This window comes from Cohaesibacter celericrescens, from assembly GCF_002866925.1.
Classification (GTDB): domain Bacteria; phylum Pseudomonadota; class Alphaproteobacteria; order Rhizobiales; family Cohaesibacteraceae; genus Cohaesibacter; species Cohaesibacter celericrescens.
Map to the genome: position 1 here is coordinate 18,461 of NZ_PKUQ01000012.1, position 19,642 is coordinate 38,102.

15 protein-coding genes are annotated in these 19,642 nt (G+C 54.2%); 6 read left to right on the top strand and 9 right to left on the bottom strand.

Translation table 11 applies throughout. The features are described from left to right. Nucleotides 1-45: 45 nt before the first annotated feature. The 6 genes from C0081_RS06675 to C0081_RS06700 form a co-directional block, all read right to left on the bottom strand. Nucleotides 46-1,446, bottom strand: a complete 1,401-nt coding sequence (locus C0081_RS06675; protein WP_101533043.1) for a TRAP transporter large permease — start codon at nucleotides 1,444-1,446, stop codon at nucleotides 46-48. Between the two features lie 11 nt (nucleotides 1,447-1,457). After that, nucleotides 1,458-2,090, bottom strand: a complete 633-nt coding sequence (locus C0081_RS06680) for a TRAP transporter small permease subunit (protein ID WP_101533044.1) — start codon at nucleotides 2,088-2,090, stop codon at nucleotides 1,458-1,460. A 77-nt stretch (nucleotides 2,091-2,167) separates the two neighbouring features. After that, a complete protein-coding gene (locus tag C0081_RS06685; protein ID WP_101533045.1) occupies nucleotides 2,168-3,178 on the bottom strand; it encodes a C4-dicarboxylate TRAP transporter substrate-binding protein in 1,011 nt (336 codons plus the stop codon). A gap of 227 nt (nucleotides 3,179-3,405) precedes the next feature. Next, nucleotides 3,406-4,377, bottom strand: a complete 972-nt coding sequence (locus C0081_RS06690; RefSeq protein ID WP_210200419.1) for a helix-turn-helix domain-containing GNAT family N-acetyltransferase — start codon at nucleotides 4,375-4,377, stop codon at nucleotides 3,406-3,408. 123 nt (nucleotides 4,378-4,500) lie between these two features. Continuing rightward, nucleotides 4,501-5,841, bottom strand: coding sequence for a sigma-54-dependent transcriptional regulator (locus C0081_RS06695; protein ID WP_101533046.1), 1,341 nt, complete (start codon nucleotides 5,839-5,841; stop codon nucleotides 4,501-4,503). Beyond that, nucleotides 5,838-7,652 (bottom strand): sensor histidine kinase, encoded by a 1,815-nt coding sequence (locus tag C0081_RS06700; protein WP_245417872.1) that lies wholly within the window; start codon nucleotides 7,650-7,652, stop codon nucleotides 5,838-5,840. The genes C0081_RS06695 and C0081_RS06700 overlap by 4 nt, the downstream gene beginning before the upstream one ends. Before the next feature lie 228 nt (nucleotides 7,653-7,880). On the opposite strand from C0081_RS06700, the gene C0081_RS06705 reads away from it, so the two are divergent. Genes C0081_RS06705 through C0081_RS06730 form a run of 6 tightly spaced genes read left to right on the top strand, consistent with a single transcriptional unit; the run spans nucleotide 7,881 to nucleotide 15,312 of the window. Then, the gene (locus tag C0081_RS06705) at nucleotides 7,881-8,354 is read left to right on the top strand and encodes a formate dehydrogenase subunit gamma (protein WP_101533047.1); all 474 of its coding nucleotides are present in this window, start codon (nucleotides 7,881-7,883) and stop codon (nucleotides 8,352-8,354) included. Then, entirely contained in the window at nucleotides 8,351-9,868 is a 1,518-nt protein-coding gene (locus C0081_RS06710) for a formate dehydrogenase beta subunit (protein WP_101533048.1), read from the top strand. The genes C0081_RS06705 and C0081_RS06710 overlap by 4 nt, the downstream gene beginning before the upstream one ends. After that, complete coding sequence (gene fdhF, locus C0081_RS06715) at nucleotides 9,865-12,762, top strand: formate dehydrogenase subunit alpha (protein WP_101533049.1); 2,898 nt, start codon at nucleotides 9,865-9,867, stop codon at nucleotides 12,760-12,762. The genes C0081_RS06710 and fdhF overlap by 4 nt, the downstream gene beginning before the upstream one ends. A gap of 8 nt (nucleotides 12,763-12,770) precedes the next feature. Beyond that, the gene (gene fdhD, locus C0081_RS06720) at nucleotides 12,771-13,592 is read left to right on the top strand and encodes a formate dehydrogenase accessory sulfurtransferase FdhD (protein ID WP_101533050.1); all 822 of its coding nucleotides are present in this window, start codon (nucleotides 12,771-12,773) and stop codon (nucleotides 13,590-13,592) included. Further along, on the top strand, nucleotides 13,582-13,794 hold the full coding sequence (locus C0081_RS06725; RefSeq protein WP_101533051.1) for a formate dehydrogenase subunit delta: 213 nt from the start codon (nucleotides 13,582-13,584) through the stop codon (nucleotides 13,792-13,794). The genes fdhD and C0081_RS06725 overlap by 11 nt, the downstream gene beginning before the upstream one ends. Before the next feature lie 27 nt (nucleotides 13,795-13,821). After that, a complete protein-coding gene (locus tag C0081_RS06730; protein WP_101533052.1) occupies nucleotides 13,822-15,312 on the top strand; it encodes a protein adenylyltransferase SelO in 1,491 nt (496 codons plus the stop codon). A gap of 31 nt (nucleotides 15,313-15,343) precedes the next feature. Here C0081_RS06730 and C0081_RS06735 read toward each other — a convergent pair whose 3' ends face one another. Genes C0081_RS06735 through C0081_RS06745 form a run of 3 tightly spaced genes read right to left on the bottom strand, consistent with a single transcriptional unit; the run spans nucleotide 15,344 to nucleotide 19,628 of the window. After that, nucleotides 15,344-16,924 (bottom strand): acyl-CoA dehydrogenase family protein, encoded by a 1,581-nt coding sequence (locus C0081_RS06735; protein ID WP_101533053.1) that lies wholly within the window; start codon nucleotides 16,922-16,924, stop codon nucleotides 15,344-15,346. Beyond that, nucleotides 16,921-17,796 carry an amidohydrolase family protein gene (locus tag C0081_RS06740; RefSeq protein ID WP_101533054.1) on the bottom strand — a complete coding sequence of 292 codons (876 nt, stop codon included), beginning with the start codon at nucleotides 17,794-17,796 and terminating at the stop codon, nucleotides 16,921-16,923. Before C0081_RS06740 ends, C0081_RS06735 begins: the two co-directional genes overlap by 4 nt. A 14-nt stretch (nucleotides 17,797-17,810) precedes the next feature. Beyond that, a complete protein-coding gene (locus tag C0081_RS06745) occupies nucleotides 17,811-19,628 on the bottom strand; it encodes a feruloyl-CoA synthase (protein ID WP_101533055.1) in 1,818 nt (605 codons plus the stop codon). Nucleotides 19,629-19,642: the final 14 nt, after the last annotated feature.

Consider the following 19,642-nt stretch of genomic DNA (forward strand, 5'->3'; position numbering starts at 1 on the left):
CATACAGCGGGCCTTTTATTCATATCAAACACGGCAGCAGCAAAGCTAAGCCTGACTTGGTAGCCAAAGCACAATTGCAGGGAAGGCCACCAACAACGCAATGGTCGCGGCATCGGCCAGAAAGAAAGGTGTGACACCCCTGAATACATCCTGCACCGTCAGATCGTCCCGCACGCCAGCCACCACAAAACAATTGAGCCCTATCGGTGGGGTGATCAAACAGAACTCTGCCATTTTAACCACCAGAATGCCGAACCAAATAGCGCACATAGGTCCACTCATGCCAAAAGTACTGTCGGCAGCAGAGACAAGCTCACCACCATTGAGCGCCATCACTGCGGGATAAACCACAGGCAAGGTGAGCAACAGCATGCCAATGGCATCCATAAACATGCCGAGCACAGCATAAGCCAACAGAATACAAACCAGAATGAGCATCGGGGACACCGTCAGTGATGTAATCCAGTTTGAGAAAGCATCAGGCAATTGGGCGAAGCCAAGAAAACGCACATAAATCAGAACGCCCCAGATGATTGTAAAAATCATCACGGTTAGCTTGGCCGTTTCCATCAACGAGTCTTTCAGTTCAGACCAACGCATGCCGTGCCAAACCGCCATGACGAACACCACAAAGGCCCCGATAGCGCCACCTTCTGTTGGCGTGCCAAAGGCATCACCACCAAAGGGGTTGTAGACAAAGAAGATGATGGTGAAAACCACGATGACAATAGGCAACGCAGGCGGAAGTGAAGCAAAGCGTTCACGCCATGTAAACCCGCTGACCGGAGGACCAAAGCCCTTGATTGTCATCGCCATGCCAATGATCAGCATTGCATAGATGATGGCAGAAAACACACCTGGGATGAAGCCAGCCAGCAACAGTTTGCCGACATCCTGCTCCACAATGATGGCATAGATCACCAGAATTGCCGATGGCGGAATGAGCGACGCCAACGTTCCTCCAGCCGCCACGACACCGGCAGCAAAACGCTTGTCGTAGCCGATCGCCAGCATTTCGGGAATGGCAATGCGCGCAAAAACCGCAGACGTCGCCACGGAAGCGCCCGAAACGGCAGCAAAGCCAGCAGTAGCAAACACCGTAGAGACAGCCAAACCACCGGGTACCCAAGCAAGCCAGCGTTTGGCCGCCTCAAACAGCGCCTTAGTCAGGCCAGCATAATAGGCAAGATAACCAATGAGAATGAATGTCGGAATCAGGCTGAGGGCTTGTGACGACACTTTCGAATGTGGCACCTGCCCAGCCGTTTTAACAGCAACAGTCAGCGCCCAAACGAATTGCTCTGAATCGTACCCGCGTTTGGCCCAGAAAATCCAGACAAGACCAACCAGACCGGCAAGACCGGCAGCAAAGGCCACGCGCATTCCCAAAATCACCAGAACGAGCATGCCAGCGGAGACTATCAGGCCAATTTCAATCGGTTCCATAATGTCTCTCCCTATGTGTCATGGCCGGAAACATGTCCGGCTTCTTCGGCAGCCTGAGCGGCTGCATCGGCGATCAGAGGTACGGCGATTGGCGTTTCGTCATTGCGGATAAAGGCCCGACCATAGGCCCAGATTTGCAGCACCAAGCGTAGGCAGAGCGTGAAAAATGCGACTGGCGCCAATAGTTTGGCAGGCCAAATCGGTAACGCAATATCCATCGAACTGTCTCGGCTCCACATGATGGCAGAAAAATCAAAGCTGCGCAGAAAGTGCGCCCATGTGCCCCAGACCAGCAAGATCATCAAAATCAGGATGGCCAGCGTGGTGATAATTTCAACCAAATAAAGGGGGCGACCACGCAGGGCGCCAACCACCATATCCATACGGATATGGCCACCGTTGCGCTGAACATAGGCAATGCCCATGAAAGCGATCAAAGGCATGGCTTGTTCAATCCAATCAACATATCCGGGCAAAGGTTGATTGAAAAAATTGCGACCACTGACAGAAAAGACGGCCAGCAACATAAGCACAAAGACGGCCAAACCACTAAGTAGGGCCAGAAATGCCTCAACTTTATTGAGCGATTGGTCGATCTTACTAAGGGTGCTGTCGTCCGATAACAGCAACGCGGAGCCTGCCATAGCGGGCCTCCATTCAACGGTAATGATACAGAAAAAAGTCCTGCGCCTTGTTGCTTAAGGCGCAGGATGAAGCAGCGTTATTTTTTAGCAGCGATCATGCCGGTCACAAGGTCATACAACTCTTGCGCTGGCAAGCCGTTTGCTGTGTTGTCTTCGATCCATGCCTTTGCGGCAGGGGCAGCAGCGGCTTCTTTGAAGCTGGCGATTTGATCATCGGTAAAGGTGATTTTCTCGATGCCACGCTCTTCAAGTGCAGGGCCCCAAGCCTTCATGGTTTTGTTGTTGTAATAATCAACATAGTGGGCAAGAGACTCGTCTACAGACCCAAGCAAGGCTTCGCGGTTTTTATCAGACAGAGAATCCAGCGCGTCGGTGTTGACCACAACAGGGCAGTTCACAGTGCCCGGATTGAGGTTGGTCGTCCACCATTTGGCGTTTTCGATGGTACCAAAAGACATGTGAGCATGCGGAGCAAAACTGACCGCCTTCACAACGCCGCTATCCATAGCCTGACGCACTTCCGTCGCTGACATGGAGGTGGGAACCGCACCGATGGTTTTCATCGCGGCACCGATGCCACCGGTCGCACGCACGGTCAGGCCTTTGAACTCTTCAAGGCTTTTGGGTGCATCGCCGATTCCGACAATGTTATACTGTGGCAGCGGAGAAGGCATTAGCAGCGTGGCGTTCCAACGAGAAAGATCGTCTTTCACGGCAGGATGATTGTAGACCGCCATGGAAAGCTCGATTTCCTGTTCCAGCGAAGAAACGCCAAGGAATGGAAGCTCAAGAACGGTGATGGATGGGTTTTTATCGCGGTGATACCCTGCGCAGAACTGAGCCATTTCAAACGCGCCGATGGAAATACCATCGAGGTTTTCACGGTTCTTTGATAGACCGCCGTAGCTGATGTTAAGGGTAAAGTCGCCACCGGATTTTTCTTTGACCAGCTCTGCCAGCTTTTCAACATGTTCAGTGAAAGCACGGCGTTTGCCCCAAACGGAAACATTCCATTCAACAGCAAAGGCTTCAGACGCGAAAGAGACAGAAAGGGCGATAATGGCCGCTTGGCCGAGAAACTTGCGCATGGATATTCCTCCCGAGATGCATGCAATAGTTTATAGCTGTTCCAACCATTGATGATCCTGTGCGCTTTGACTATGAGGAAAATTGCGCAAGCAGCAGACCCTGCCCTGCGGAAATCCGCAGGGCAGGGTCTGCTGAAAATCGGGTGCAAAACCGCCGGTTAGCGACAGGCAGGCTAAACTATTGTAGGCTTTTTATGGTCCCGATGAGCGGTATCGGATAAGTACCACTAACTATTGGCATGTTTCCGTACGAAAATCTGTTCGTTAACCTCGGGTCCCCATTGCTTGCCCAACCACTCTTTTTCCAACACAAACCCGAATTTTTCATATAGATGCCGCGCTGGTTCGAGCCCCTTGAAGGTCCACAATCGGGATTCTGAGAACTTGTGCTTTTTGATGTGTGCCATCGCTTCTTTCATAAGCACTGTGCCGATGCCTTTGCCACGGGCCGCGTCGTCGAGAATAAACCACCGCAAGTGGGCAATGTGCGGTCCAAGATCCTCGCCATCAACGGAAATAGCGCCCACAATGCGCTCGTCAATTTTTGCGTAGAGCGTAATATTCACCGGATTTGAAAGCCGTTCCATAAAAGCGGCCATTCCTGATGCTACCTTGCATTCAAAGACCGAGCCGAAGCCAAAATTTGTAGAATAATACTGGATGTGCATCTCGGTCACACGTGCAAGCAAACCCGGGCTATACCCACTTTGGATATGAAATGCGGGAATTTGCAGTGATGGCGCCTGCTGGGGGCTAGAAATGCGGTTCTTCAAGGCATCAGCGTATGTCGCAAGCCCTTGGGAGATCAGATGCTGCTCGTCTTCTGGCAAATTGGCCAAAGCCGTTTTTACTTGTCCACGCCCAAAGGCTTCAATGTCATCAAACAGCTCCATACCCTTCGGTGTCAAAGCCAGATCCTTGTTCCTTGGATCGGAGTTGGCCCTTGTTGCGATCAACAGCCCCTTCTCCTCAAGCTTCATTAGCAGCCGACTGATTGTTGACTTTTCTAAGCCTAACAACACCCGGAGATCAGAAGCACGCAGAGTAGACTGATTGCCGATTTCTATAATCGCATGAACTGCGGAGGGCGACAAACCTGTTCCAGCAAGGCCCTTTTTCAAGAAGCCAAGCTCTCGGACAATGATGCGAGAACTTTTGCGGATTTGATCAAGTTGATCAATCGATACGATATTGCTCATAGTTGCATGCTACAACTAATTATTCTACCCGTCAAATGAATCGCGCACTATGCTCACATCGGCCTAGATGCAATGTGTGTTGGAACTGCTATTTTCGACACTCGACCAGTAACGACTTGGGGGCTAGAGCAAGGCATCCTTGTCGAGCCCCAATTTAACGATTTTCTCATTGAGGGTGCGCCGCCCTATTCCCAGCGCTTCAGCAGTGGCGTCCATGCGGCCTTCCTGATCACGGATGGCTTTGCCGATGAGTTCGCGTTCAAACGCAGCAACAGCTTCTCGCAAAGTGCTCGGAATGCCCTCAAGCATCAGATCACTCTGGATCATCTGCATCATGGTGGCACTGCCTCTGCGAGCGGCCAGCACACGCCGCTCTGCCACCGAGCGCAATTCACGCACATTGCCAGGCCAATCATGGGTCATCATAGCGGCCAGATCATCAGGCGACAGCTCTGGTACCGCCGTCTCATAGATACGGGCATAGTCGGACAGGAAATGGGTCATTAACAAAGCAAGATCATCCCGCCGTTGCCGCAGCGTAGGCAAAGTGAGGACCAACGTATTGATGCGGAACAACAAATCTTGCCGCAGACGACTTTCGGCGACGGCTTTCTGCATATCTTCATTGCTGGCGGATATCACCCGAAAGCGCACGGGGATCGGCACATTGGCACCAACGGGCAAAATGCGTTTATTCTCGATCACCCGTAGCAGCTGAGCCTGCACCGGCAACGGGCAGGAACAAATTTCATCAAGGAACAAGGTTCCTCCCGAGGCGGCCAGCAAGCGGCCATCCTTGCCCCCTTTGATGCCGAACATTTCGGCTTCAAAGGTTTCTGGCGAGAGAACAGCACAGTTGAGCGCCAAAAAGGGGCCATCCGCATCAGGGCCTAGATCATGCAAGGCACGCGCAACAAGCTCTTTGCCTGTGCCTGTTTCGCCCTGCACCAAAACCGATGCCGTGCTGTCGGCCAAATCGATCACATCACGCCGTAACAGGTTGATTTCATCTGTCTGGCCTAACAATCTGCGATCGAGGCCGGACAGGTGCATCAGTCTTTGTTTAAGCCGCGCGTTGGTTTGGCGCATACGATATTGCTCGGCGGCATTGCGCATGATGGTCAGCAGACGCCGTGGCTCGCAGGGTTTCTCTACAAAGCTGTAAGCGCCGTCTTGAATGGCCTGCACGGCCATGGGAATGTCGCCATGGGCAGAAATCAAAACCAAGGGTGGCGAAATGCTCTTGTCGAGGCTGGCCAAGAGATCCAATCCAGACATGCCCGGCATACGAACATCGGACAAGATGGCATCTGGTTGAAACTCGGCCAATCGGTCCAACACATGGTTGGCGCGGGACACAGCCTCAACACGCCAGCCCGCCGCCTCCATCAAATCAATAAGGGATTGCCGCATGGCTTTGTCATCATCGACAATGAGAATGCTGTGTTGTTGCTCTTCGCTCATGTCGGCTCACTTGCTTGGTTGTTTGTCTCAGTTTCAATCGCAGTAACAATCTCTGGGAATTCGACCCGAAAGACCGCCCCGCCAGTATCTCGATTCCATGCGGACATCTGGCCGTCGTGATCCTTGACGATCCCGGCCGATATCGCAAGCCCCAGCCCCATACCGCGACCACTCTCACGCGTGGTCACAAAGGGCTCTTGCAGATCATCCAGTGTGGCATCACCCAAGCCCTGCCCATTGTCCCAAATCTCGAACCAGACGGTGTTTTTTGTTTTACCCATTTTGACATCAATTTCCGGCTCATTCACCTCCTCGCAGGCGTCCACCGCGTTGCGCAACAGATTGGTCACGATCTGCTCCAACCGAAAGCGATTGCCGCGCACCCACTGCTGTTCCGGTGGCAACTCCAGCGTGATGGCAACTTTCGCTTCTTCGAGGTTGGGTTCTACCAGCCCTAGCGAGACCTGCATAACCTCACGCAAATCAATATTGTCGAAGTCTTCCGCATCTGTGCGGGCGAAAAATTTCAGTTGTCTGGTAATGCCTTCCATGCGATCCACCAGCCCGCCAATCAGGTCAGTGAAGGTGGGTTTTGCCTGCGCGGCCATTTCTGCGACCGCGATATGATTGCGCATGGCGGCAATCGGCTGGCCAAGTTCGTGGGTAACCATTGCCGCTAGGCGACCCAATGCGGCCAACCGGCTGGCGCGCTCCAACTCATCCTGCGTTTTTTGTAATTGTTGCTCAGCAGTGCGTCGTTCGGCGATTTCAATCGCCAGCCTTTCGTTGGCCTCGCGCAACAAGGCTTCTTCTTCTTCTGATCGCTTGAGAGCTGCGCCGATACGACGGGTTCTTTGCAGCTGAAAATAAAGAAAAACCAGACCAGCTATCAATATTGCAAAGCCGGTAACCAGCCAGCTGCGCGCCACTGCGCGGTCATCGGAGGCAAAATAGTGCAAGGCCCAGTCATGAGGCAAGTCGTCACTTGTGAGATGCAGTCGCTGATTGCGCCCTATTCTGGCTCTTTGGGGGGGAATTGCTTTCCAATCGAGGGGCTCAAGCGCCTGACCCGGGAACTGTCTAGCCTGTTGGATTTTGTTGCGCTGCTCCGGCGTCAGATCACTGAGAACATGATAGAGCCACGCGGGATTGGAGGCCAAAAGCACGACCCCGTCACCATTGACCATCAAGACCTGTTCACCGGCTTGGCGCCAGCGCTGTTCCAGCTTTGAAAGATCAATCTTGATGGCAAGAACACCCAAGATTGTCCCCTGACGATTGCGCACAACATCGGCGAGAAAATAGCCCGGCAAGCCGGTGGTCGCACCGATTCCATAAAAATGCCCGTGCTCCCCCTTCATCGCAGTGAGAAAATAGGGGCGGAAGGAATAGTTCTGCCCCACAAAGCTGGTCGTGCTGTGTGCATTGGACGCTGAAATTGTAACACCGTCTTTTCCCATCAAATAGATGGCATCGATACCGGACACTTCTGCAAATTCTTTCAGCCGCTTGTCGAGCACTGCTGTGTCTGCGCCATTGCTTGTTTCGATCACAAATGGATCGCGAGCGAGAATATGGGTCAGATGCGAGAAACGCTGCAATTCGGCAATCAACGTGCTGCGGTAGAGCGAGAGTTGCCCCTGTGATTTGGAGGCTTCTTCTGACTGAAAATAGCCAAAGGAAAGCCAGAAAATCCCAGTGACGACTGCCGCAGCGGCGAGCATCGCAGATAGGGTGGACAGCCAGCGCATCTGATATATAGGACCAATCGGAGATTGAGACAAAGGTTGGGCCACTATATCGATAGCCATTTAACCAGACAAGGACGCTGGCAAAAGCCATCAGCATAAGGGCTTCAGTTTGGTGCAGACATTTTAAATCCCCACAAGTGACACCGAATAGTGCGCAACTGTAAATCAGACTTATTGCCCCCATTGCCGTTTTGATTATCATTGATAACAACAAAGTAAGTGATACTATGGAGGGGCAAAATTGGGGTATTGGTTCGATCCCCCACTCTGCTGGGGGGGAGACAGCCGATGACCATTGCCACCAAGCAAAAAACTGACGAAATTAGCTCGATCATATCGCATCATCTGCATTTGGAAGGGCCACTGCTGCCGATTTTACACGCCCTGCAAGATGCCTTTGGTTACATTCCGGCCTCAGCAGAATCCCCCATCACAGATGCACTCAACATTACCAAAGCCGAATTGCACGGCGTCCTTAGTTTTTATCATGATTTCACGCGGCGCCCTGTCGGTGCACATGTGATCAAAATCTGTCAAGCCGAGGCTTGTCAGGCTGTTGGAGCCAAGGCATTGGCGCAATCAGCGCTTGAACGACTGGGCAAAGGCTGGAACGAGACCACCGACAATGGAGCGGTGACCATCGCGCCTGTTTATTGCCTCGGCATGTGTGCATGTGGGCCTGCCGTGATTGTCGATGACACCGTGATTGGACGCATGAATGAGACGCGCCTGCACAAACTGCTTGAGGAGGCGGGCGCATGAAAATTTACGTTCCACTCGACAGTATGGCCAAAGCTTTGGGCGCAGAGGAAGTGACCCACGCCATTGTCAAAGAAGCGTGTCGGCAGGGCCACAAAATTGAAATCATCCGCACGGGAACGCGAGGCATGGCATGGCTTGAGCCGCTGGTTGAGATTGACCGCGGCGACGGGCGGGTGGGCTATGGCGCTGTTACACCAGATCAGGTTTCGGCGATGCTTGACGGATCCCTTGAAAGCCTCGGAAGAGTTGAAGATATTCCTTTTCTGGCACGCCAAACAAGGCTCACATTTGCCCGTTGCGGTGTCATTGACCCATTGAATCTGGCTGACTATGAGGCCCATGGCGGTCTGGTCGGGCTGAAGCGTGCCATTGCCATGAGTGCCGCTGACATCGTCGAGCAAGTCAAACAATCCGGCCTACGCGGACGCGGCGGAGCGGGCTTTCCCACGGGCGTCAAATGGGACACCGTGCGCCAAGCTCAGGCAGAGCGCAAATATATCGTTTGTAACGCCGATGAAGGCGACAGCGGAACCTTCGCCGATCGGATGATCATAGAAGGTGACCCCTTTAGCGTCATTGAGGGCATGGCCATTGCCGGACTGGCAACCGGCGCCACCCATGGTTTTGTCTATATCCGGTCCGAATATCCCGATGCGATCAAGATCATGAGTGCGGCGGTCGATCTCGCGCGGATCAACCGTATTTTGGGCACCAACGTGCTTGGCTCGGGCAAGGCATTTGATATGGAAGTGCGCGTTGGGGCTGGCGCTTATATTTGTGGCGAAGAAACCTCAATGCTGAATAGCCTTGAAGGCAACCCCGGTGTGGTGCGTGCCAAACCACCCCTGCCCGCTCTGCAAGGCTTCATGGGAAAGCCGACCGTGGTCAACAATGTGATCAGCCTTGCCACCGTACCGGTGATTTTTGAAAAAGGCGCCGCGCATCACGCCAGTTTTGGTGTTGGCCGGTCGCGCGGCACGGTCACATTGCAGCTCGCTGGTAACGTTAAATACGGCGGACTGTTCGAGACCGCTTTTGGCATCACGTTGGGCGAAACGGTCATGGACATCGGCGGCGGCACACGCAATGGACGCCCTATCAAGGCAGTGCAGGTTGGTGGCCCGCTTGGCTCCTACTTGCCCGTTGAAAAATTCGACACGCCCATCGGCTATGAGGAGCTGGGTGCAGAGGGTGGCCTCATGGGCCATGCCGGATTGGTGGTCTTTGATGATACCACCAATATGTTGGAAATGGCCCGCTTCGCCATGCAATTTTGCGCCATAGAAAGCTGCGGAAAATGTACACCTTGCCGCGTCGGCTCGGTACGCGGAGTGGAAACCATCGATCGCATCGCAGCGGGGGACCACGAAGCGCCTGCGCTGTTGAGTGACCTATGCGAGCTGATGCATGACAGCTCGCTCTGCGCATTGGGTGGCTTTATCTATCATCCGGTTATGTCGGCATTTGAGCATTTCCCCGATGACTTCTCGACCACCAAGGAGGCTGCAGAATGACATCCCTCAGCACCATCCATGATGATCGCGATTTTGGCACACCTGAACGGCAAGGCGCTCCAATCACGGTGACGATTGATGGCTTTGACGTGACCGTTCCCGATGGCACCAGCGTCATGCGGGCGGCGAGCCATCTCGATATTGACATCCCCAAGTTATGCGCCACCGACAGTTTGGAAGCCTTTGGGTCATGCCGCCTTTGTGTTGTCGAGATTGAAGGTCGCAAAGGCACCCCCTCGTCTTGCACCACACCCGTTGCCCAAGGCATGGTGATCAAAACCCAAAGTGAGCATGTGCGAAAAATCCGCAAAGGTGTGATGGAGCTGTATATCTCGGACCATCCGCTCGATTGCCTGACATGCAGCGCCAATGGCGATTGTGAATTGCAAGATATGGCGGGCGCTGTGGGCCTGCGCGATGTGCGCTACAAGGCGCCTGATCAGAGTACAATCGCCAACCATTTCACCGCACGGAACAATACAGGCGAGGCCAACAGGCTTTGGACGGCCAAAGACGACAGCAATCCCTATTTTAGTTACGACCCCAGCAAATGCATTGTATGCAGCCGTTGCGTGCGGGCTTGCGAGGAGGTGCAAGGCACCTTTGCGCTAACCATCGAGGGGCGCGGATTTGATAGTCGGGTCAGCGCAGGAACGGCTCTGGACAGTTTTCTCAGCTCTGACTGCGTGAGCTGTGGCGCGTGTGTTCAGGCCTGCCCTACCGCAACGTTGCAAGAAAAATCAGTGATAGAGCTGGGTACGCCGCAACGCTCTGTCGTCACCACTTGCGCCTATTGCGGGGTTGGCTGTTCCTTCAAGGCCGAGTTGAATGGCGATCAAATGGTCCGCATGGTGCCGTATAAAAACGGCAAAGCCAATCGTGGCCATTCCTGTGTTAAAGGCCGGTTTGCCTATGGCTATGCCCAACACAAGGATCGCATCCTCAAGCCGATGATCCGCGATCACATTGATGAACCCTGGCGTGAGGTCAGCTGGGACGAGGCGCTCGGGTTTGCGGCGCGAAAGATGCGCGGACTGCAAAAAACTTACGGCCCAAAGTCCATTGGCGTGATCACGTCCAGCCGCTGCACCAATGAAGAGACCTTCCTTGTGCAGAAGCTGGCGCGCGCGGTTTTTGGCAACAACAACACCGATACTTGCGCCCGCGTTTGCCACTCGCCCACCGGTTATGGCTTGGGCCAGACCTTTGGCACCTCTGCAGGCACACAAGATTTTGACAGCGTAGAACAGACCGACGTGGCCATCGTCATCGGAGCCAACCCGACCGACGGGCATCCGGTGTTTGCCAGCCGCCTCAAAAAGCGGTTGCGTGCGGGTGCAAAGCTGATCGTCATTGATCCGCGCCGGATTGACCTTGTCAAATCCGCCCATATCAAAGCATCACACCATCTCGCTCTGCGTCCCGGAACCAACGTGGCACTGGTCTCTGCCATGACCCATGTGATTATTACCGAGGGCATGGTCAATGAGGCGTTCATTCGCGCCAAATGTGATTGGGACGAATATTGCCAGTATGCCGACTTCATCAGCGATGCCCGTCACAGCCCCGAACAGACAGAGGCATTAACGGGTGTGCCAGCAAAAGAGGTCCGTTTGGCAGCACGGCTCTATGCCACAGGCGGCAAAGGCTCGATCTATTACGGTTTGGGCGTGACCGAGCATAGCCAAGGCTCTACCACCGTTATGGGTATAGCCAATCTTGCCATGCTGACCGGAAATATCGGGAGCGATGGCGTGGGTGTGAACCCATTGCGCGGGCAAAACAATGTTCAGGGCGCTTGCGATATGGGCAGTTTTCCGCATGAATTGCCCGGCTATCGCCATGTCAAAGGCAAAGAGGCGCGACAGATTTTTGAAGATGCCTGGGGTGTCGATATTGATCCGGAACCGGGTCTTAGGATCCCCAATATGCTGGACGCGGCTGTTGATGGCAGCTTCAAGGGGCTCTATTGTCAGGGAGAAGACATTCTGCAGTCGGACCCTGACACCAAGCATGTAGCGGCGGGTCTGGCCGCGATGGAGTGCGTGATTGTGCATGACCTGTTTCTCAATGAAACCGCCAACTACGCCCATGTTTTCTTGCCCGGATCGAGTTTTTTGGAAAAAGATGGCACCTTCACCAATGCAGAGCGACGGATCAATCGCGTTCGTGAAGTGATGAAGCCGCTGAATGGCTATGCCGACTGGCAGGTGACCCAATTGTTGGCCAATGCTATGGGCGCACAATGGTCCTACAAGCATCCCTCTGAAATCATGGCCGAGATTGCGGCAACTACGCCATCCTTTGCAAATGTCACCTATGATCTTTTGGAGGAAATGGGGTCAATCCAGTGGCCTTGCAACGACGCCTATCCGGAAGGTTCGCCGATTATGCATGTGGATGGATTTGTGCGTGGCAAAGGCCGGTTTATTGTCACAGAATATGTGGCAACGGATGAGAAAACCGGCCCTCGTTTTCCACTTTTGCTAACCACAGGGCGGATTTTAAGCCAGTATAATGTCGGAGCCCAGACCAGACGCACACAGAATGTTGTGTGGCACGAAGAGGATCGGCTGGAGATACACCCCCACGACGCAGAGGTGCGCGGGGTTAAGGATGGGGATTGGGTCAGGCTGGCCAGTCGATCTGGCGGCACGTCCTTGCGTGCGACCATAACGGATCGTGTCAGCCCCGGCGTTGTTTACACCACCTTTCATCACCCCGACACACAGGCCAATGTGGTGACCACTGATTTCTCCGATTGGGCGACCAACTGTCCTGAATATAAGGTGACAGCGGTGCAGGTTAGCCCATCCAACGGTCCGACTGAATGGCAAGACGATTATGCGGCCCAAGCCACACGTGCGCGCCGCATTGCGCCAGCTGCGGAGTGATATCAGCTATGGCGCATGAGCATGTTGAGAGTTTAAACGGCGTTTCCTTTCAAGCCGAGGGGATATTTCCCGTTCGTCGCACGCTGCCACAAGAGGTGCCTGTGGCAATGGTTTATGATGGCACAACGCTTGCTGTCATGATGGCAAGCCCGCAAGATGTGCTCGATTTCGCCTATGGCTTTGCCCTCAGCGAGGGTATTGTTTCGTCGCTTGAGCAGATCGAACGGCATGAAATCGCTTCCCATACATTGGGCATCGAAGCGCGGTTCTGGCTGCGCGAGGATCGCCGAGACGCTCTAAAGCGGCGCCGACGAACAATGGCCGGGCCTGTTGGCTGTGGGCTTTGTGGCATCGAGAGCCTTGAGCAAGCCGTTCGCAAACTGCCGGTCATTCAGTCTACGGAGCCGACATTCAGCCATTTGGATATTGCGACTGCTACAGATTCGTTGTCTCGACAGCAGCCACTCTATCGCCTGACAGGAGCCACTCACGGGGCCGGTTTTATGCGACCGGGTGAAGGCGTTATTCTGGTGCGAGAGGATGTTGGGCGGCATAACGCGCTCGACAAAGTGATTGGGGCGCTGGCGTCTGAGAAAATTCAAGCCTCCACCGGTGCGTTGGTACTGACCAGTCGTTTGTCGGTTGAGCTGGTCCAGAAATGCGCCATGGCCGGATGTTCGACCCTGATTGCCGTCTCGGCACCCACCGCCCACGCACAGCAGATTGCGCAAACTGTGGGGATCACATTGGTCGCCTTTGCACGGGGTGGCGGGTTTGATGTTTATTCCCATCCAGACCGGATCAAAGTGGAGTTGCGTGATGTCCCCTGAGAAAATGGTGCATATGGCCAATCAGATTGCTATCTTTTTCAAAAGCCAGCCCGAAGAGAATCGAGCCGATCAGGTTGCAGGACATTTAACTGACTTATGGGAACCACGTATGCGCGCGCAGCTTTTGAGCTATATTGAAAGCGGAGGCCAAGGTCTTGATGATCTGGTTCTCAAAGCTGCGCATATAATACAGCAGAATTAGCTGCCCTATTCCAACCATTGGAAAATCATGACATCCAGCATCGACAGCAAAGCGTCCTTCCCGTTTGACAACAGTTATGCGCGCGAATTGACCGGTTTTTATGCACCTTGGGAAGGCACAAAAGCGCCCTCTCCGCACATCCTGTTGTTCAATGAACCGCTTGCGGAGCAATTGCGACTGGAGCAAGCCACATCCGATCCCGATCTTGCCAGCTATTTGTCCGGCGGCCTTGTTCCCGATGGAGCAACCCCTTTGGCGCAGGTCTATGCGGGGCATCAGTTTGGCGGCTTTTCTCCGCAATTGGGCGATGGTCGTGCCTTGTTACTGGGCGAGCTGTTGGACAAGGATGGCAATCGCTTTGACATTCACCTCAAAGGTTCTGGCCCAACGCCTTTCTCACGTGGCGGCGATGGCAAAGCGGTGCTTGGACCGGTTCTGCGCGAGTATTTGATGGGGGAAGCTATGCACGCGCTCGGCGTTCCCACCACACGGGCGCTGGCGGCGGTAGCAACAGGTGAGCAGGTAATGCGCGAGGGTGCCAAACCCGGTGCGGTGCTTGCCCGGGTGGCATCGAGCCATTTGCGGGTTGGTACATTCCAGTTTTTTGCCTCCCGTCAGGACTGGAACCATGTCAAACAATTGGCAGATTATGCCATTGCGCGGCATGACCCCGATCTGATCGACAGAGGCGACAAATATTTGGCGTTCCTGACCGCTGTGGCCAAGCGTCAGAGCAAACTGATCGCACAGTGGATGCAGATCGGCTTTATCCATGGCGTGATGAACACCGACAATGTAGCCATTTCAGGCGAGACCATTGATTATGGCCCTTGCGCTTTTATGGATCATTACGATCACAGCACGGTTTTCAGCTCGATTGATCACACAGGGCGTTATGCCTATGGCAATCAACCGGTTATCGCCCGCTGGAATTTAGCGCGGTTGGCCGAGACGCTGGTGCCACTGATTGACCCCGATGATCAAGACAATGCCATCAATCTGGCGACGGATGTGCTGGCCGATTTTGTCACCATGCAAAAACAGGCTTGGCTGGATGGTATGCGCAGCAAAATCGGGCTTGCCACATCTCAAGAGAGCGATGAGGCGTTGATCAAGTCACTGCTCGATAGCATGAAGGGCCAAGAGGTGGACTTTACCCTGTGCTTCCGCAGGCTATCGGATGCTGCATTGGGGCAGGAAGACGACCTAAAAGCTCTATTTGACGATGATGAAAAACTGGCGACATGGCTTGAGGGCTGGCGACAGAGATTGGCGCAGGAAAAACGCGACCCTCAGACCATTGCGGCTGCGATGAATGCCGTTAATCCGATTTACATCCCGCGCAATCATCTGGTGGAGGAGGCCCTGAGCGCGGCAGAGGATGCAGGCAACCTCATCCCGTTCAAGCAATTGCTTGCACGGGTTACACAGCCATTTACTCGGCACGCTGGCTTTGAGGCCTATGAACGTCCAGCACCGAGCGGCTATGGCCCTTATCGGACATTTTGTGGAACGTGAGCCGGTTCACGACGGCTTGCGCCCACCATTGTCAGCCCTTGAGCAATTGAACGCGCATGTCGGCGTCTGCATGCAACCGCATTTGTGCGAAGCGGGCCAATCGTTCGATACGCTGGGGATCAGGGTGATGTTTGGCAGCCGTTTTGATGGTGCCCCACAGGCAATAGAGCAGCGTGCCGCTGGTTAGCGCCATGAAATCATGAGCGTATAGGGTCGGATCTGGCTTAGCGAGCAGATCCAGTCGCGCTTGTTTCCATTTTGCGTGAAGGTCTTGGGCCACAGGTGTTTGAGCATTGACGGCAAGATAGGCATCAAATGCATCAGCGGCGCGGCCCTTCAGCAGGCGCGTGGCAATCATGCGTTCATGGATGCCGTTGGCTCCTTCATAAATGGCGGCGATGCGAGCATCCCGATAGGTCTGTTCCAGACGATATTCCTGCAGATAGCCATAACCGCCCAACACTTGCATGCCCAATTCTGCCGAACGGATGCCCGCATCGGTGCAAAATACCTTGGCCAGTGGTGTCAGGAATGCCACCAAATCAGGATTATCGCCGCGCTCCATGGTGACAGATGAGAGATGGGCAATGGCCCTACCACCGATGGCCATCGTGTCTATTTCATTAAGCATCCGGTGTACATCTGCATGTTGGTCCAACGTTACCGGTACACCATCGACGCCTTTGCCTTGCACCCGTTCCGCAGCATAGCTGCTGGCGACATCATAGGCGCGCGCAGAATGAGCAACGCCCTGCAAAGCCACATCGGCGCGGGCGTGGTTCATCATGGTGAACATGGCCAATAGCCCCTGACCTTCGGTCCCGATCAACTCGGCATCGGCCTTATCAAAGGCCAACTGGCAAGTGGGTGAGGCATGCAGGCCCATTTTCTCTTCGATGCGCGTCACCGAGATGGCGTTTCTTCTACCGTCACTGCGCGTACAGGGGCATAAAAACAACGACAGACCTTTGACACCGTCATCAGAGGTGCGGGCAAGAACCAAATGAAGAATGCGGTCGCTGATGTTTTGATCGCCGCCCGAGATGAAGATCTTTTCACCGTCGATCTGCCAGCCATCATCCGTTTTGATGGCCTTACAGCGAATTTGCGAAAGATCGGACCCTGCGTTGGATTCAGTCAAGCACATGGTGGCGAGCATATCGCCAGAAACCAGCGCCGGAATATAGCGGGTTTGTTGCTCATCGCTGCCAAAATTCAACAGAGTGCGAATGGCTCCGGGCACCAAGCCGGTGATCATTTGCAGGCTGTGATTGGCCCCGACAAAAATCTCAGCAGTGATGGCCAACATGGTATCGCCCAGAGCCTGCCCGCCAAATTTGTCCGGTGCGGTCAGACCTTGCCAGCCCTGCTCGGCATAGGCCCTATAAAGTTGCGCGAAGCCGTCCGGCATATACACACGACCATCTTGGAGCCGACAGCCCTGTCGATCCCCCAACTCGTCCAAAGGGGCTATTTCCCTTTCAGCGAACGCCGCAAAATGCTGGGCGATCTCGGTAGCAAATGCCAGATCCCAATCGGGAAGATCCGCTGCACCGGCCACGTGTGTCAGCGAAAACAGGATGTCCTCGACCGGCGCGACGAAGGGCTTCATGTGTCAAACCCAAGCAGCCGTGCCGCATTGCCCTTGATGATGTCCTCGCGCAGTTCGTCGCGGATGGCAATTTTCTCAAAATCAGCCAACCAGCGTTCTGGCGTGATCATCGGCCAATCCGAGCCGAACAGCACTTTTTTCTTGAGAATTGAGTTGCAGTAACGCACCAAAATGTCGGGGAAATATTTGGGAGACCAGCCGGACAGATCGATATAGACATTGGGCTTGTGCTGGGCCACGGCCAAGGCTTCTTCCTGCCAAGGGAAAGACGGATGTGCGAGGATGATTTTGAGGTCGGGAAAGTCCACCGCGACATCATCCATAAACATCGGATTGGAATATTTCAGGCGCATACCGTTGCCTCCGGGCATGCCGCTGCCAACGCCGGTTTGTCCGGTATGGAACAGCGCAATGCCGCCTTCTTCCTCAATCGCGTTATACAGATCATAGGCCATGCGATCATTGGGGTAAAAACCCTGCATGGTGGGGTGAAACTTAAAGCCCTTGATGCCGAAATCACGCATCAGGCGCTTGGCCTCGCGCACGCCCATTTTGCCCTTCCACGGATCGATGGAGGCGAAGGGGATGAGCACATCGTCATTTTCGGACGCCAGCTCGGCGACTTCTTCATTGTTGTAGCGGCGATAACCGGTTTCTCGCTCGGCATCGACAGGAAAAATCACGGCGGCGATATTCTGCTCACGATAATGTTGCGCGGTTTGCGGCACCGTTGGTGGATGCTCCCACGGCGCACGGAAGTATTTCGCCATGGTGGACTGCAAATCATCATACCCATCATCGGTATGGCAACCGCAAGGTTCTTCGGCGTGGGTGTGGATGTCGATCGCCCGCACCTTTGTGATATCAACCATAGATCAGGCTCCTTTTAAAGTATCGTGACGGCAGGGTCTGCATCGTCATATAGGCGCTGAAAGAGCTCCGCCCGACGGGTCAGCACTTTGCGATAATTCAGGTTGCCCTTGGCGGTCATTTCCCCTTCTGGTAGCGAAGCGGGCTCAGACAACACTATGGCGCGGGAAATCAGAGATGAACTGCCCGCAATTTCGCGGGAGCGCTCCACCAGACGGCGGTGGATCTCACCCTGCAACAAAGCGCAGCGATAGGCTCCCTTGTCATCTTCCAGCGAGAAGCCTTCGCGCTCCAGCTCTGCCTTGTTGGCGAAGATCATCACGCCAATCTGCTCTCGGTCAGCTCCTGTTATGACCAAGTCAGAAGCCAATGGCGCAAGACAGGCCAGCATATCCAGCCGCAATTGGCCAGCGCGTACCCAGGTCCCCGTGAGTAATTTGAAGTCTTCAGAAATGCGGCCATCGAACTTCATGCCTTTGTCGATGTCATCTTTGTCAACAAACACCATGGCATCGCCGGTAATCAGATAGCCATCCTCATCAAAGGCAGAAGCAGTTTTGTCCGGGTCATTGAAGTAATTTTCAAATATACTGGGGCCAGAGACCCGCACTTCACACCGCAAATCGGCATCAGGCAGCAATTTAACTGTCACACCATTGAGCGGCACCCCGACCACACCAGCGCGATCAATCGGCTCATGTTGCATGAGGCAAGCGGGTGCCGTCTCGGTCATGCCCCATGACGAGGTCATCAGCGGAATTTCCCCCTTGACCTCCATCGCCATTTTCTCAAACCCCTGCCAGATATCTTGAGGCAGAGAGGCACCGGCATAAAAGATCATATCCAGATCATCAAAGAAGCGCTGGCGCAAGCTTTCATCTTTTTGCAAGGCGTCCAGCAACATCGAAAACCCGACCGGCACATTAAAGCACAGCGAGCCTGTCACCAGCGAGAGATTTTCAATGGTACGCTCGAACAGGCCTTTCACGGGCTTGCCATCGTCAATATAGAAGCTACCGCCATTGGCCAGCATCATATTGAAATTGTGAGAACCACCAAAAACGTGGTTCCAAGGCAGCCAGTCAACCACCCGCGGCGGTTTTTGGCGCAAGAAGGGCAACGCATCGGCGATCTGGGTCTGGTTCACACACATCATCCGCTGGGTGGTTTCGACCCCCTTGGGGTTGGAGGTTGAACCGCTGGTCATCAGGATTTTGGCAACCGTATCCGGTGTTACCTTGGCAAAAGCCGTATCGATATCGACACTGGCATCCCCGCGTAGCAAGCTGGCAAAAGACGACACACGCGTATTATGCCCCGGACGCGAGGCGATAACATCAACGCCCTGCAAGGCATCAAGCGCCAGTGCTTCGGCATAATGGTCCGCATCAATCACATAAGCCATTTTGGGACGAACAAGCTCGATGGCATGGCGCAAGCGACCATGAGCGCCGTGAATGAGCGAATATTGCTCGGCCACTGGCACCGTTGGCACACCGACATACTGCGCAGCCAGTGACAGCAGCCCATGGTCAAGGCCGTTGCCTGACATAATCAGTATGGGCGTGTCCTGACCCATGCCGCGCCCCAGAAGAGAAGCCGCAATCGCTCTGACTTTTTGCAACGTAGAAGCATAGCTCTCTTGGCGCCAACCTGCGCCACTGCGTTCAGCCAAAAAAACTCTGTCAGGCGCATCATTACTCCAGCGATGAAGCCAGTCGCCCGTTCTATCGACAACGTCGCCCAATTTGTGGTTGGAGCGCAATAAGATAGTGCCGTCTGGCTGCTTTTCTTTCAGAACAGAATGCGGTTGAAAACCGGTTGTTACAGTCACGAGTCAGACCCTCC